Genomic DNA, 13812 nt, shown 5'->3' with positions numbered 1-13812 from the left:
CTGACGTACGTTGGTAGGGCAAGGCCGGTGGAGCGGGCAGTGACCCTGCGCCTCCCCCGGTGTACCTTCTGACACCGAGGGGGTGACCCCGTGTCGCCCTCGGGTAGTCAGTAGGAGCGGTGTCGGATGCCGCAGCCCCGGATCGTCGGGGTTCAAGGCCTTGGTCAGGAAGGGACGGGCCCGCAGGGGTTCCGCATCGGATGGATCTCAAGCGATTTACACGTGGGCCACTGCTGTGGATCCTGGGCATCGTCGTGCTGCTCCTGCTTGTCACCACGATGTGGAGCGGTGACGGCAACTTCAAGACAGCCGACACGTCCACGGTGCTCAAGCAGATCCGCGACGGCAACGTTTCCAACGCGAAGGTCGTCGACAAGGACCAGCGTATCGAGCTGACGCTCAACACCCCGGTCAAGATCGGCGACGTCTCCACCAACCGCATCCAGTCGAGCTGGGTGGCGGGGCAGGGTGTGCAGCTCGTCGACGAGCTCGAGAAGCAGGACCAGGCCGGCAAGCTCAAGAACGGCTTCAACGTCGAGGTGCCGCAGGAGAACTTCCTGATCGGCCTGCTCGTCAGCTTCCTGCCGATCGTCATCATCGTCCTCATCTTCCTGTTCATCATGAACCAGATGCAGGGCGGCGGCAGCCGGGTGATGAACTTCGGCAAGTCGAAGGCGAAGCTGATCACCAAGGACACCCCCAAGACGACGTTCGCCGATGTCGCCGGCGCGGACGAGGCCATCGAGGAGCTGCAGGAGATCAAGGAGTTCCTGCAGGCCCCGGCCAAGTTCCAGGCCATCGGCGCCAAGATCCCCAAGGGCGTGCTGCTGTACGGCCCGCCCGGCACCGGCAAGACCCTGCTCGCCCGCGCGGTCGCGGGTGAGGCGGGCGTGCCGTTCTACTCCATCTCCGGCTCCGACTTCGTCGAGATGTTCGTGGGTGTCGGCGCCAGCCGCGTGCGTGACCTGTTCGAGCAGGCCAAGGCCAACGCGCCGGCGATCATCTTCATCGACGAGATCGACGCCGTCGGCCGCCACCGCGGCGCCGGCCTCGGCGGCGGTCACGACGAGCGCGAGCAGACGCTGAACCAGCTGCTCGTCGAGATGGACGGCTTCGACGTCAAGGGCGGCGTGATCCTCATCGCCGCGACCAACCGGCCCGACATCCTCGACCCGGCGCTGCTGCGTCCCGGCCGGTTCGACCGGCAGGTCACCGTCGACCGTCCCGACCTGGAGGGCCGCAAGGGCATCCTCAAGGTCCACGGCCGCGGCAAGCCGTTCGCGCCCGAGGTCGACCTCGACGTCATCGCCCGCCGTACGCCCGGCTTCACCGGTGCCGACCTGGCCAACGTGATCAACGAGGCGGCGCTGCTCACCGCGCGCGCCGACCAGAAGCTGATCACCATGGACACCCTCGAGGAGTCCATCGACCGCGTCATGGCCGGCCCCGAGCGCAAGACGCGGGTGATGTCGGACAAGGAGAAGAAGATGATCGCCTACCACGAGGGCGGTCACGCGCTCGTGGCGCACGCGTTGCCCAACAGCGACCCCGTGCACAAGATCACGATCCTCTCCCGCGGCCGCGCGCTCGGCTACACCATGACCCTGCCGATGGAGGACAAGTTCCTCGCCACGCGGTCGGAGATGATGGACCAGCTCGCGATGCTGCTCGGCGGTCGCGCGGCGGAGGAGCTCGTCTTCCACGAGCCCACCACCGGCGCCTCCAACGACATCGAGAAGGCCACCGCCGTCGCCCGCCGCATGGTCACCGAGTACGGCATGAGCGAGCAGCTCGGCGCCCGCAAGTTCGGCACCGGCCAGGCCGAGGTCTTCCTGGGCCGCGAGATGGGCCACGAGCGCGACTACTCCGAGAAGATCGCCTCCACGATCGACGAGGAGGTGCGCCGGATGATCGAGACGGCGCACGACCAGGCGTGGGACATCCTCGTGGAGTACCGCGACGTCCTCGACAACCTGGTGCTGGAGCTCATGGAGAAGGAGACCCTCTCCCGCGAGCAGGTGCTCCAGATCTTCTCGCCCGTCGTCGTCAAGGAGCACCGCCCGTCCTACGCGGGCTACGGCAAGCGGCTCCCCTCGGACCGCCCGCCGGTGCTGACGCCGAAGGAGCAGTCCGGAAACGGCGCACTGACCGCGCGCGCCGACAACGCCCTCCCCTCTGGTGAGGGTGCGTGAAGCCGCGCGAGGTCGATCACGCCCGGATCGAGAAGGCCGTCCGGGAGATCCTGTACGCCATCGGCGAGGATCCGGACCGTGACGGCCTGCTCGACACCCCCGCCAGGGTGGCCCGCGCGTACGCCGAACAGTTCTCGGGGCTGCACCAGCGCCCCGAGGACGTGCTGAACAAGGTGTTCGACGTCGACCACGACGAGATGGTGCTGGTGCGCGACATCGAGGTGTACTCCACGTGCGAGCACCACCTCGTCCCCTTCTACGGGCTGGCGCACGTCGGCTACATCCCCAACGACAAGGGGCAGGTCACCGGGCTGTCGAAGCTGGCCCGGCTGGTCGACGTCTTCGCCAGGCGCCCGCAGGTTCAGGAGCGCATGACCTCGCAGATCGCCGACGCGCTCATGCGGGTGCTGGAGCCGCGCGGCGTGATCGTGGTGATGGAGTGCGAGCACCTGTGCATGACCATGCGCGGGGTCCGCAAGCCGGGCGCGAAGACCATGACCTCCGCGGTCAGGGGCGACTTCCGCACCAGCGAGAAGACCCGCGCCGAGGCGATGGCCCTCATCCTGGGTCGCTGACCCTTCCTCCGGTACGGCACGCCCGGACAGGCGCCACCCTTCGCGGTCGGCGCCTGTCCATCCAGGAACCGCGGTCGTCACGGGAGCATGTCACGCCATAGCCGTACACGGGGGTGAGACAGATCGTTATCCACAAAGGGGAGACCCGGCGGGGAGACGACACGAGTGATGCACCTAGGCTTGGTGACATGAAGATGGGGCTGCCAGTCGAGGAGCGCTGCCTCGTCATGGGTGTGGTCAACGTGACGCCCGACTCCTTCTCCGACGGCGGCCAGTGGTTCGACGAGCACGCCGCCGTCCGCCACGGCCTCGAGCTGGTCGAGGAGGGCGCCGACCTGGTCGACGTCGGTGGCGAGTCCACCCGGCCCGGTGCGGCGCGGGTGTCGCAGGAGGAGGAGCTGGCCAGGGTCGTCCCCGTGATCCGCGCTCTGACGGCCGAGGGCGTCACGGTGAGTGTCGACACGATGCGGGCCGAGGTGGCGAGGGCGGCGGTCGAGGCCGGTGCCGCGCTCGTCAACGACGTCAGCGGCGGTCTGGCCGACCCCGACATGCCGCGGGTGGTGGCCGCGACGGGCGTGCCGTACGTGGTGATGCACTGGCGGGGCCACAGCCACGACATGGACAGCAGGGCGGTCTACTCCGACGTGGTCGCCGAGGTGCGCGAGGAACTGGAAAAGCGGGTCGCGCTGGTGCTGGCGGAGGGTGTCTCCGAGAGTCAGATCGTGCTGGATCCCGGGCTGGGGTTCGCGAAGACCGCCGAGCACAACTGGGCGCTGCTGGCCGGCATCGGCGAGCTGGCCGAGCTGGGCTTCCCGCTGCTGATCGGGGCGTCGCGCAAGAGGTTCCTCGGCAGGCTGCTGGCCGATCCCGACGGCACTCCCCGCCCGTTCGAGCGCTCCGACGCCGCCACGACCGCGGTCACGGCGCTGGCCGCGCAGGCGGGCGCCTGGTGCGTACGGGTGCACGACGTGGCTCCGAACGCCGACGCCGTCCGCGTGGCGGCCGCCTGGACCCGAGGGAGCGGCCGATGAGCGTCGACATCGCCGCGATCGAGACGGTCAACCAGGCCTTCTACACCGCCATCGAGGACGCCGACCTCGACAAGATGACCGAGATCTGGGCCGAGGACACCGCCGACGGCCAGGTGTCGTGCGTGCATCCAGGCTGGTCGATGCTGTCGGGCCGGGCCGAGGTGCTGCGGTCGTGGGCGCTCATCATGGCCAACACGACCTACATCCAGTTCGTGCTCACCGACGTGCAGACGACCGTGCTCGGCGACGTGGCGATCCTGACCTGCGTGGAGAACATCCTGACGGTGGGCGAGGAGGGCGAGGCCAGCTTCGCCGCCGGCAAGGTGGTGGCCAGCAACGTCTACGTCAGGTCGGGCAGGGGCTGGCGGCTGTGGATGCACCACGGCTCGCCGGTGCTGCAGAGCGACGAGGAGGACGAGGAGGAGGAAGCCGAACGTGACCGCTGACCGGATCACCCTCAGAGGGCTGCGCGCGCGGGGCCGCCACGGGGTGTTGCCCGCCGAACGCGAGCTCGGGCAGGAGTTCGTGATCGACGCCACGCTGTTCCTCGACACCGGGCCCGCCGCCGACACCGACGACGTCACGCGCACCGTCCACTACGGCGAGCTGGCCCAGGCGCTGACGAAGATCGTCGAGGGGGAGCCGGTCAACCTGATCGAGACGCTCGCCGCCCGGCTGGCCGAGCACTGCCTGGCCGACGACACCGTGCAGGCGGCCGAGATCACCGTGCACAAGCCTGCGGCCCCGATCCCGCTGCCCTTCGACGACGTGGCCGTCACGATCCTGCGGAGCCGTGCATGAAAGTGGTCCTCGCCCTGGGAAGCAACCTGGGGAGCCGGTTCCAGACGCTTCAGGGCGCGATCGACTCGCTGTTCGACGCGCCGGGGCTGCGCTTCGTCGCGGTCTCACCGGTCTACGAGACCGATCCCGTCGGCGGCCCCGACGACCAGAAGCCCTACCTCAACGCCGTCGTCATCGCCGAGTCCAAGCTCACCCCCGAGACGCTGCTGGACCGGGCGCAGAGCATCGAGAACGCCTTCGGCAGGGTCAGGGCCGAACGCTGGGGCCCGCGCACGCTCGACGTCGACATCATCGCCGCGGGCGACGTGGTCTCCGACGACCCCGAGCTGACGCTGCCGCACCCGCGCGCCCACGAGCGGGCCTTCGTCCTGGTGCCGTGGGTGGAGGCCGACCCCTCGGCGGTGATGCCGGGCCGCGGCCCGGTCGCCGACCTGCTGAAGGGGCTCGACCAGTCAGGCGTGCGGCTGCGCCAGGACCTCAAGCTGCAGGGGCCGGATTGAAGCCCACTCGCCCCGCCGTCCTGGTAGGCGTGCTGGTCGTCGTCGCCCTGCTGTCGTGGCTGTTCGTCAGGCAGTTCTACGCCGATCTGCCGCTGGTGCCGTGGACGGCGATCCCGACCGTCCTGCTGCTGGCCGTCGGCGAGTTCTACAGCGGCTGGATGACGCGTGCGCGCATCGCCCGCAAGCCCGACACCAAACCGGTCGAGCCGCTGGCGGTGGCCCGGCTGGCGGCGCTGGGGAAGGCCTCGGCGTACGCGGGCGCGGTCTTCGCGGGCGTCTTCGCCGGGTTCTCGCTGACGACGGTCCAGCTGCTGACCAGGGAGACCCCGCGGGTGGAGTTCTTCGTCGCCACGGGGTCGTTCCTGGCGTTCGTGGTGCTCATCGTCGCGGGCCTCTACCTGGAGAACTCCTGCCGCGTCCCGAAGGATCCGCAGGACGAGCTTCAAAGGCCGAGATAGCGCGCGACGGCGTCCTCGACCTCGGCCATCTCGTCGCGGCCGAGGTAAGAGACGGGTGCACCGGGGATGAAGGTGATGTCCACGCTCCGGATCCGGTCGACGAGGAAGCAGGTCATCGTGCCGCAGAGCTCGATCCGCGGACGTTGTGCGCTCACGAGGGGGCCGGGGTGCGGTCCGCTCGGCCGCGGCGGGAGAAGAGGTAGATGACCGGGAGCGTGCACAGCAGCGGGCCGATGATGGCGAACGGCCGCTCCAGCCACCACATGAGGTTGGGCCGCGGGTCGGCCGACGGGAAGCCGAACAGCGCCCACCACGCCCCCAGCGCGATGGCCATCCCAGTGGTGTGGAACAGGAACAGCGGCAGCGCGAACCTGTTGATGGTGTCGTTGACCCGCTTCCAGGCGGGCCGCTCCAGCACCCGCTCCATCGTCGGCCGCAGCACCTCGACCAGGCCGATCTGGAAGATGAGCAGCGCCACGATGACGAAGGTCGGCGGGGCCATGTTCGACAGCTTGTCGCCCGGCACGCCGACCATGCTGCCGGGGTACAGGCCCGAGTAGACGAGGCCGAACAGGCCGAACAGGCCGGTCCACAGGACGGCGACGTCGTAGCGGCGGGGCAGGGCGACGATCCTGTCGTAGAAGAAGCCCGCCTGGTGGGCCAGGCCCCACACCAGGATCATGTTGAGCCAGCCGACCCACTCGACCTGGTAGCGCAGCCGTACGACGTCGACGACCAGGGCGGCGCCGCCCAGCCAGATGAGGGTGAGCACGTCGTAGCGGCGGTGCAGCCACAGCGCGACGGGCAGCAGCGCGATCAGCATCAGGTAGACGATGAGGAACCACAGCGGGCTGAGCACCAGCAGCACCACCCGCCACATCCACGGCACGTCGAACAGCGCCGTCACGACCGCGCCGACGGCGATCCAGGCGCCGGACAGGGTCAGCGCGGGGATGGCCAGGGCCTTGATACGCCGCCAGACGAAGGCGCCGATGCCCGTTCCGCGCTCGCAGGCCCGGCGCCACGACAGCAGGTGGACGTGGCCGCCGACGTAGAAGAACAGCGGCAGCACCTGGAACAGCCAGGTCAGCATCCACAGCCCCGAGGTGAAGCCGAGCGGGCTGGTGGGTGACGGCCCCTCGGGTGTCCAGACGAGGATGGTGAAGGCCCAGTGCCAGACGACAACGGTGATCAGACTGACCGCGCGGAGCCAGTCGACGTATCTGTCCCTCACTTGTCGATGTCACCCACCACGAAGAACATCGAGCCGAGGATCGCGACCATGTCGGCGACCAGGTGGCCCGGCAGCATCTCGCGCAGCACCTGGATGTTGTTGAAGGAGGCCGAGCGCAGCTTCATCCGCCACGGCGTCTTGTCGCCCTTGGAGACCAGGTAGTAGCCGTTGACGCCGAGCGGGTTCTCCGTCCAGGCGTAGGTGTGGCCCTCCGGCACCTTCAGCACCTTGGGCAGGCGCTGGTTGATCGGCCCGGGCGGCAGCGAGCGCAGCCGCTCGACGCAGGCGTCGGCCAGGTCGAGCGAGACCTTGAGCTGGTCGATGAGGACCTCGAAGCGGGCGTGGCAGTCGCCGGCCGTACGGGTGACGACCTTGACGGGCAGTTCGTCGTAGGCGAGGTACGGCTGGTCGCGCCGCAGGTCGACGTCGACCCCGGAGGCCCTGGCGATGGGGCCGGTCACGCCGTACTGCATGATCGTGTCGCGGTCGAGGACGCCGACGCCCTTGGTGCGGGCCAGGAAGATCTCGTTGCCGAGGATGAGGTTCTCGATGTCGGGCACCTTGGCGCGGGTGGCGGCGACGACCGAGGTGACGCGGTCGAGCCAGCCCGCAGGCAGTTCCTCCTTGAGGCCGCCGACGCGGTTGAACATGTAGTGCATCCGGCCGCCGGAGATCTCCTCCATGACGCCCTGGATGCGCTCACGCTCGGTGAAGGCGTAGAAGATCGGGGTGATCGCGCCGAGTTCGAGCGGATAGGAGCCGAGGAACATCAGGTGCGACAGGACCCTGTTCAGCTCGGCCAGCAGCGTGCGCGCCCACACGGCGCGGACCGGGACCTCCATGCCGAGCATGCGTTCGGCGGCGATCACCACGCCGAGCTCGTTGGCGAAGCCCGACAGCCAGTCGTGCCGGTTGGCCAGCATGATGATCTGCCGGTAGTCGCGGACCTCGAACAGCTTCTCCGCGCCTCTGTGCATGTAGCCGATGATGGGTTCGGCCGTGGCGATGCGCTCGCCGTCGAGGGTGAGGCGGAGCCGGAGAACACCGTGCGTCGAGGGGTGCTGGGGGCCGATGTTGAGGATCATGTCCTCCGTGGCCAGCTCCTTGGCGCCCGCTCCGATCCCGACCACGCGTTCTTCCATACAGTCATGCTGCCACTGGCGGTGGTGGTGATCCAGTCAAGGTATGGTCTGTTCGCGCATTTTGCCAGGTGATATGGGGACAAAAGGGCCCATGAAAGGAGTGGGTTTCGACCTGGCCGCGCTGGTCGCCCGCGTGGCGATCGGCGTGATCTTCATCGCCCACGGATGGCAGAAGTGGCAGGGCGGGCTCGACGCCGTCACGCGGATGTTCGCCCAGCAGGGCGTCCCGCTGCCGACGGCCGCCGCCACCTTCGCCACCGTCGCCGAACTGGTCGGCGGCGCCTGCCTCGTCCTCGGCCTGATGGTGCGCGTGGCGGCGCTCGCCCTGGTCGCCGACATGGCAGGCGCCCTGGTGTTCGTGCACGCCGGCAGGGGCGTCTTCGTGTCGGCGGGCGGATGGGAGCTGGTCGCCGCCCTCGGCTCGGCCTGCCTCCTGCTGGTGGCGCTCGGCGGGGGGCGCGTCGGGATCGACGCCCTGTTCGCCCGCGGCGCCCGGCGCAGAGCCGCGGGTCGCGCCGCCGAGCGCGAAATCGAGCGCCCCATGGACATCTTCGACGAGCCGGAGAGCGACGACGTGCCACCCGACGCGCCCAACCGGTCCTAGGCGAGCCGGAGAGCGGCGACGTGCCACCCGGCACGCCCAACCGGTCCTAGCGGCGGGACACCAGGTCGTGCAGGGCGGCGACCAGGCGGTCGACGTGTTCCTCGGTCGTGCCGATGCCGATCGAGGCCCGTACGGCCGAGGCGGTGTCGTCCTCGCAACCCCCGTCGGTCGCATCCAGCAGGTGCCGCACGAACGGGTGGGCGCAGAACTTCCCGTCACGCACGCCGATGCCGTACTCGGTGGACAGCGCCTCGGCGACCTCCCTGGCCGTGTAGCCGTCGACGACGAACGACACGATGCCGACCCGCGGGTGGTCCGGCCCCCACAGCGACAGCTCACGCACACCCTCGACCGCGGCCAGGCCCGCGCGCAGCCGGGCGATCAGCCGCTCCTCCTCGCGCACCAGCGGCGTCCAGCCCGTCGCGGTGAGGGCGTCGCACGCCGCGGCCAGCGCGATCGCGCCCAGCACGTTCGGGGTGCCCGCCTCGTGCCTCGGCTCGGCGTCCTCGTGCCACTCGGCGCTCCCCTCGTCGAGGGCGCTCACGGACTTCACCGCGCCGCCCCCCTTGAGGTACGGCTCGGCGCCCGACAGCCAGTCGCGCCGCCCGACCAGCACGCCCGCACCGAACGGCGCGTAGAGCTTGTGCCCGGAGAAGGCGACGTAGTCGAGGTCGAGCGCGGTCAGGTTGAGCTTGCGGTGGGGGACGAGCTGGGCGGCGTCGACCAGGACGCGGGCGCCGTGCCGGTGGGCGACGTGCGCGAGGGCGGCGATCGGCCACAGCTCGCCCGTCACGTTGGAGGCGGCGGTCACCACCAGCAGCTTGGGGCCGTCGATCGCGGCGAGCGCGTCGTCGGCCTGCCGTACGGCCTCGCCGGGGAAGGCGGGCGGCGCGAGGCGGACGACCCGCTGCCACGGCAGGAGGGAGGCGTGGTGCTCGGTGTCGAAGACCACGACGGTGGTGCCCTCGGGCAGGCACCTGGCCAGCAGGTTGGTGGCGTCGGTGGTGTTGCGGGTGAAGACCACGGCGTCGTCGGTGCGGGCGCCGACGAAGGCGCGCACGGTGTGGCGCGCCTGCTCGTAGCGGGCGGTGGTGAGCTGGGAGGCGTAGCCCGCGCCGCGGTGGACGCTGGAGTAGGCCGGGAGCGCGGCGGTCACCGCCGCGCTGACCGGCTCCAGACACGGCGCGCTGGCGGCGTAGTCCAGGTTGGCGTAGGAGACCAGGCGGCCACCCTTGACGGGCACCTGGAGGTCCTCGCCCAGCACCTTCACCTGAACGGGGTCGACGATCGTCGCGACGGACACGGCACAGCCCTCCTGGGGTCATCGGACCCCTGGCCGTGGCGTGTCGGAGCCCGCGCTTGCCCGCCACACTTCGTGACGGACCAGGTCTTCACCCGGGGCACCCCGCCGCGGACGCGAGGGTTGCCGGCCAGCGAGCCGGGGCTTGGCGCTGGCACTCATGACCTACGCCGGAACTATAACCGACCCGGACCCGCATTTCGCAAGCCGCGAACTATTGGGGCGACCGGCTCGTTGGGGATGAGAACAGCGAACCAAGGAGGTATGAGATGTTGGACTGGGTGGCAGACCCACAGATCTGGATCGGGTTCTTCACCCTGGTCGCCCTGGAGATAGTCCTGGGCATCGACAACATCATCTTCATCTCGATCCTGGCCGGGAAGCTGCCGCCCGAGCAGCGCGACAGGGCCAGGGTCCTCGGCCTGGCCGCCGCGCTCGTCTCGCGTCTGCTGCTGCTGCTCGGTCTGTCCTGGGTGGTGCGACTGACCGAGCCGCTCTTCAGCGTGCTGGGGCAGGAGATCTCGGGAAGGGATCTGATCCTCATCCTCGGCGGTCTGTTCCTGCTGGCCAAGAGCGCGCTGGAGATCGGCCACAGCATGGAGCCGCAGGAGCAGGGCGGCAAGGAGCGGAAGGTCACCTCCTTCACCTCGGTCATCCTGCAGATCATGGTGCTCGACATCGTGTTCTCGCTGGACTCGGTCATCACCGCGGTCGGCATGGTGGACGAGCTGGCCGTCATGGTCGCGGCGGTGATCGTCTCGGTGCTGGTGATGCTGTTCGCCTCCGGGCCCATCAGCAGGTTCGTGGACAAGCACCCGAGCATCAAGATGCTGGCGCTGGCGTTCCTGGTGCTGATCGGCGTCGTGCTTCTCGCCGAGGGCTTCGACCAGCACATCCCGAAGGGTTACATCTACTTCGCGATGGCCTTCTCGGTGATCGTCGAGATGCTCAACATCAGGATGCGGAGCAGGCACGCGAAAGCCGAATCTAATATGCAATAGTGCGATTTGATCCTTGGAATCCGGATTTTGTAGCTTCGCCGTACGCGGCCTACGAGGAGCTGCGGCGGGACGCGCCGGTCAGCTTCTTCGAGCCCACGGGACAGTGGCTGATCGCCAGGCACGCGGACGTCAACGCGCTGCTCAGGGATCGCCGCCTCGGCCGGTCCTACCTGCACCTGGCCACCCACGAGGAGTTCGGCCGCGAGCCCGAACCGGAGTTCCAGGAACCGTTCTGGCGGGTGGTCAGGGCGGGCATGCTCGACGTCGAGCCGCCCGTCCACACCCGCCTGCGCCGCCTGGTCTCCAAGGCGTTCACCCCTCGCATGGTCGAGTCGATGCGGCCCAGGGTCCGTGCGATCGTCGACGGTCTGGTCGACGACTTCGTCGAGAAGGGCGGCGGCGACCTGATCGCCGAGGTGGCCGAGCCGCTGCCGGTCACCGTCATCGCCGAGATGCTCGGCGTCCCCGAGGGCGACCGGCACCTGCTGCGGCCCTGGTCGGCCGACATCTGCGGCATGTACGAGCTGAACCCGTCGCCGGAGGCCCAGCACACGGCCGTCAGGGCGGCGGCGGAGTTCTCCGACTACCTCAAGGACCTGGCCCGCGTCCGCACGGCCGACCCGGGCGATGACCTGGTCAGCGCGCTCGCCCAGATCGAGGAGCTGACCGAGGACGAGCTGGTCGGCACCTGCGTGCTGCTGCTCAACGCGGGCCACGAGGCGACCGTGAACGTCACGGGCAACGGCTGGTGGTCGCTGTTCCGCAACCCGGCCGAGCTGGCCCGGCTGCGCGACGACCTCTCGCTGGTGCCCACGGCGATCGAGGAGCTGATGCGCTACGACACCCCGCTGCAGATGTTCGAGCGCTGGGTGCTGGAGGACATCGAGGTCGGCGGCGTGGCCATCCCGAAGGGCGTCGAGGTGGCCCTGCTGTTCGGCTCGGCCAACCGCGACCCGGAGGTCTTCGCCGACCCCGACCGGCTCGACGTCGGCAGGGTGGACAACCCGCACATCTCCTTCGGCGCCGGCATCCACTTCTGCCTGGGCGCGCCGCTGGCCAGGATCGAGCTGGTGGAGTCCTTCGGCGCCCTCCTGAAGAGGGCGCCGAAGATGGAGCTGACGAGCGAGCCCGTCTGGAACCCCGGCTACATCATCCGAGGGCTCCGCTCCGTGGACGTTTCCTGCGGGTGAGCGAGGCGGGACCTCTCATGGCCCCGGCGAATCGTGGCCGCGACGAATCCTGGCCCCACGAATCGTGGCTCCGGCGAATCATGGCCCCGATGAGGGCGGCCGGGTGAGAAGCGGCTCGGCCAGCCTGGCGGCCAGCGGGCCGAAGGCCGCGAGGATCAGCACGTAGGTGGCGGCGAGAGGGCCGAGATCGGGATGGACTCCCGCCGCCACCGCCAGGCCCGCGATGACGATGTTGAACTCGCCGTGCGGCACCAGCGCGATGCCCGCGCGCATCTGGCCCGCCCTGGCGATGCCCGCCCGGCGCGCGGCGTAGGCGCCGGTCAGCAGTTTGGTGACGATGCTGACCGCGGCGAGCAGCAGGGCCAGCAGCGCCACCGGCGGAATCTTGGTGGGGTCGGTCTGCAGGCCGAAGAAGACGAAGAACACGGCGGCGAACAGGTCGCGCAGCGGCATCAGCAGCGCTCTGGCCTCGTGCGCCAGCTCGCCCGACAGGGCGATGCCGACGAGGAAGGCGCCGACGGCCGCCGACACCTGCAGCTGCTGGGCGACGCCGGCCACCAGCAGGGCCAGGCCTAGGACCTTCAGCAGCAGCACCTCGTTGTTGGGGCTGGAGACGAACGCCTCGATGAACCTGCCGTAGCGCAGCGCGATCAGCAGGACGACGGAGACCGTGGTCAGCGCGATGCCCAGGGAGATCGTCCCCGTCAGCAGCGAGACGCCTGCCAGCATCGCGGTGAGCAGCGGCAGGTAGACGGCCATCGCCAGGTCCTCGAAGACCAGCAGCGACAGCACGACGGGCGTCTCGCGGTTACCGATCCACCCCAGATCGGACAGCACCTTCGCGGTGATGCCCGAGGAGGTGGCGTAGGTGACGCCCGCCATGGCGACCGCGGCCACGGGCCCCCACCCCAGCAGCAGCGCGGCTATCGCGCCGGGGGCGGCGTTGAGGACCATGTCGACCAGGCCCGCTCTGGCGTTGCCGCGCAGGCTGGAGACCAGCTCGCTCGCGTTGTACTCCAGTCCGAGCGTGAGCAGCAGAAGCACGACGCCGATCTCGGCGCCGATGGCGATGAACTCCTCGCTGGTGGCCAGCGGCAGGATGCCGCCCTGCCCGAAGGCGAGTCCGGCGAGGAGGTAAAGGGGAATGGCGGAGATGCCGGCCCGCAGCGCCAGGGCGCCGAGGACGCCGAGGGCCAGGATGATCCCACCGAGTTCGAGGAAGACTATGCCGGTGTCGTGCACGTCGACGGCGAGTACCTGCATCAGGGCGTTACCGCCGCGGGGGTGAGGGGCAGGCGCATCAGCCGTCCGTGAGGATGTCGGCGGCGGTGGCGGTCGTCTCGGCGTCGCCGACGATGACCACCACGTCTCCGGCGGTGAACCTGAAGTCGGGGGTGGGGCTCGCGAAGACCTGCGCCCCGCGCACCACGGCCACGACGGAGGCGCCGGTGCGGGTGCGGATGCGAGCGTCGCCCAGTGTCCTGCCGTCGTACGGCGAGCCAGCCACGACCGGCACCTGGAGGCTCATCAGGCCCTCGATCTCGCGATGGAGGGCGTTGAGTCGCTGGACGATGCGCGGCGCGCCGAGCAGCTCGGCGAGCGCGTCGGCCTCCTCGTCGTTGAGCTGGATGGCCTCGCACGCCCGGTCGGGGTCCGACCGGTCGTAGATGATCAGGTCGCGCCGCCCCGTCCGGTGTGAGACGACGGCGACGCGGCGGCCCGAATGGGTGCCGAACTCGTGTTTGAGCCCGATGCCTGGAAGCGCGGTCTGTTCGATCTCCACA

The 13812-nt window shown here is 69.6% G+C and carries 16 protein-coding genes and 1 riboswitch; of the genes, 10 read left to right on the top strand and 6 right to left on the bottom strand.

Going from position 1 to position 13812, the window contains the following annotated elements; all coding sequences use genetic code 11:
* The first annotated feature begins 200 nt into the window (after nucleotides 1–200).
* The 7 genes from ftsH to ACWDLG_RS20355 all read left to right on the top strand — a co-directional run bounded on the left by ftsH (nucleotide 201) and on the right by ACWDLG_RS20355 (nucleotide 5557).
* Nucleotides 201–2192, top strand: a complete 1992-nt coding sequence (gene ftsH, locus ACWDLG_RS20385) for an ATP-dependent zinc metalloprotease FtsH (RefSeq protein WP_449922007.1) — start codon at nucleotides 201–203, stop codon at nucleotides 2190–2192.
* Entirely contained in the window at nucleotides 2189–2767 is a 579-nt protein-coding gene (gene folE / locus ACWDLG_RS20380) for a GTP cyclohydrolase I FolE (protein WP_449922005.1), read from the top strand. The genes ftsH and folE overlap by 4 nt, the downstream gene beginning before the upstream one ends.
* Before the next feature lie 188 nt (nucleotides 2768–2955).
* The gene (folP, locus tag ACWDLG_RS20375) at nucleotides 2956–3798 is read left to right on the top strand and encodes a dihydropteroate synthase (protein ID WP_449922003.1); all 843 of its coding nucleotides are present in this window, start codon (nucleotides 2956–2958) and stop codon (nucleotides 3796–3798) included.
* Nucleotides 3795–4244 (top strand): nuclear transport factor 2 family protein, encoded by a 450-nt coding sequence (locus ACWDLG_RS20370; RefSeq protein ID WP_449922001.1) that lies wholly within the window; start codon nucleotides 3795–3797, stop codon nucleotides 4242–4244. Before folP ends, ACWDLG_RS20370 begins: the two co-directional genes overlap by 4 nt.
* Nucleotides 4234–4599, top strand: coding sequence for a dihydroneopterin aldolase (gene folB / locus ACWDLG_RS20365; RefSeq protein ID WP_354909352.1), 366 nt, complete (start codon nucleotides 4234–4236; stop codon nucleotides 4597–4599). Before ACWDLG_RS20370 ends, folB begins: the two co-directional genes overlap by 11 nt.
* Nucleotides 4596–5099, top strand: coding sequence for a 2-amino-4-hydroxy-6-hydroxymethyldihydropteridine diphosphokinase (gene folK, locus ACWDLG_RS20360; RefSeq protein WP_354909355.1), 504 nt, complete (start codon nucleotides 4596–4598; stop codon nucleotides 5097–5099). The genes folB and folK overlap by 4 nt, the downstream gene beginning before the upstream one ends.
* On the top strand, nucleotides 5096–5557 hold the full coding sequence (locus ACWDLG_RS20355) for a DUF3180 domain-containing protein (protein WP_354909357.1): 462 nt from the start codon (nucleotides 5096–5098) through the stop codon (nucleotides 5555–5557). Before folK ends, ACWDLG_RS20355 begins: the two co-directional genes overlap by 4 nt.
* Here the strand turns inward: ACWDLG_RS20355 and ACWDLG_RS20350 are convergent.
* Genes ACWDLG_RS20350 through ACWDLG_RS20340 form a run of 3 tightly spaced genes read right to left on the bottom strand, consistent with a single transcriptional unit; the run spans nucleotide 5542 to nucleotide 7933 of the window.
* Nucleotides 5542–5712, bottom strand: a complete 171-nt coding sequence (locus ACWDLG_RS20350) for a hypothetical protein (protein WP_449921999.1) — start codon at nucleotides 5710–5712, stop codon at nucleotides 5542–5544. The two genes, ACWDLG_RS20355 and ACWDLG_RS20350, sit on opposite strands and share 16 nt — an antisense overlap.
* Nucleotides 5709–6791 carry an acyltransferase family protein gene (locus tag ACWDLG_RS20345; protein ID WP_354909360.1) on the bottom strand — a complete coding sequence of 361 codons (1083 nt, stop codon included), beginning with the start codon at nucleotides 6789–6791 and terminating at the stop codon, nucleotides 5709–5711. The genes ACWDLG_RS20350 and ACWDLG_RS20345 overlap by 4 nt, the downstream gene beginning before the upstream one ends.
* Nucleotides 6788–7933 carry an NADH-quinone oxidoreductase subunit D gene (locus ACWDLG_RS20340; protein WP_449921997.1) on the bottom strand — a complete coding sequence of 382 codons (1146 nt, stop codon included), beginning with the start codon at nucleotides 7931–7933 and terminating at the stop codon, nucleotides 6788–6790. Before ACWDLG_RS20340 ends, ACWDLG_RS20345 begins: the two co-directional genes overlap by 4 nt.
* A gap of 91 nt (nucleotides 7934–8024) precedes the next feature.
* Between ACWDLG_RS20340 and ACWDLG_RS20335 the strand changes: the two genes are divergently transcribed.
* Nucleotides 8025–8537: a DoxX family protein gene (locus ACWDLG_RS20335; RefSeq protein WP_449921996.1), complete on the top strand. Its 513-nt coding sequence runs from the start codon at nucleotides 8025–8027 to the stop codon at nucleotides 8535–8537.
* A gap of 46 nt (nucleotides 8538–8583) precedes the next feature.
* On the opposite strand, the gene ACWDLG_RS20330 is transcribed toward ACWDLG_RS20335, so the two are convergent.
* Nucleotides 8584–9840: an aminotransferase class V-fold PLP-dependent enzyme gene (locus tag ACWDLG_RS20330; RefSeq protein ID WP_449921995.1), complete on the bottom strand. Its 1257-nt coding sequence runs from the start codon at nucleotides 9838–9840 to the stop codon at nucleotides 8584–8586.
* Between the two features lie 47 nt (nucleotides 9841–9887).
* Nucleotides 9888–10003: riboswitch (SAM riboswitch) on the bottom strand.
* Nucleotides 10004–10106: 103 nt separating this feature from the next.
* On the opposite strand from ACWDLG_RS20330, the gene ACWDLG_RS20325 reads away from it, so the two are divergent.
* Both ACWDLG_RS20325 and ACWDLG_RS20320 read left to right on the top strand, forming a co-directional pair.
* The gene (locus ACWDLG_RS20325; protein ID WP_449921993.1) at nucleotides 10107–10838 is read left to right on the top strand and encodes a TerC family protein; all 732 of its coding nucleotides are present in this window, start codon (nucleotides 10107–10109) and stop codon (nucleotides 10836–10838) included.
* Nucleotides 10838–12028, top strand: a complete 1191-nt coding sequence (locus ACWDLG_RS20320; protein WP_449921991.1) for a cytochrome P450 — start codon at nucleotides 10838–10840, stop codon at nucleotides 12026–12028. The genes ACWDLG_RS20325 and ACWDLG_RS20320 overlap by 1 nt, the downstream gene beginning before the upstream one ends.
* 78 nt (nucleotides 12029–12106) lie before the next feature.
* Here the strand turns inward: ACWDLG_RS20320 and ACWDLG_RS20315 are convergent, their stop codons facing one another.
* Together ACWDLG_RS20315 and ACWDLG_RS20310 are read right to left on the bottom strand one after the other, a co-directional pair.
* The gene (locus ACWDLG_RS20315; RefSeq protein WP_449921989.1) at nucleotides 12107–13291 is read right to left on the bottom strand and encodes a cation:proton antiporter; all 1185 of its coding nucleotides are present in this window, start codon (nucleotides 13289–13291) and stop codon (nucleotides 12107–12109) included.
* Between the two features lie 37 nt (nucleotides 13292–13328).
* The gene (locus tag ACWDLG_RS20310) at nucleotides 13329–13811 is read right to left on the bottom strand and encodes a cation:proton antiporter regulatory subunit (RefSeq protein WP_354909374.1); all 483 of its coding nucleotides are present in this window, start codon (nucleotides 13809–13811) and stop codon (nucleotides 13329–13331) included.
* Nucleotide 13812 lies beyond the last annotated feature (1 nt).

It is taken from the genome of Nonomuraea sp. NPDC003727 (genome assembly GCF_053586935.1).
Note: the sequence above shows the minus strand (reverse complement) of the source record. Positions and strands in the feature narration are given on the sequence as shown.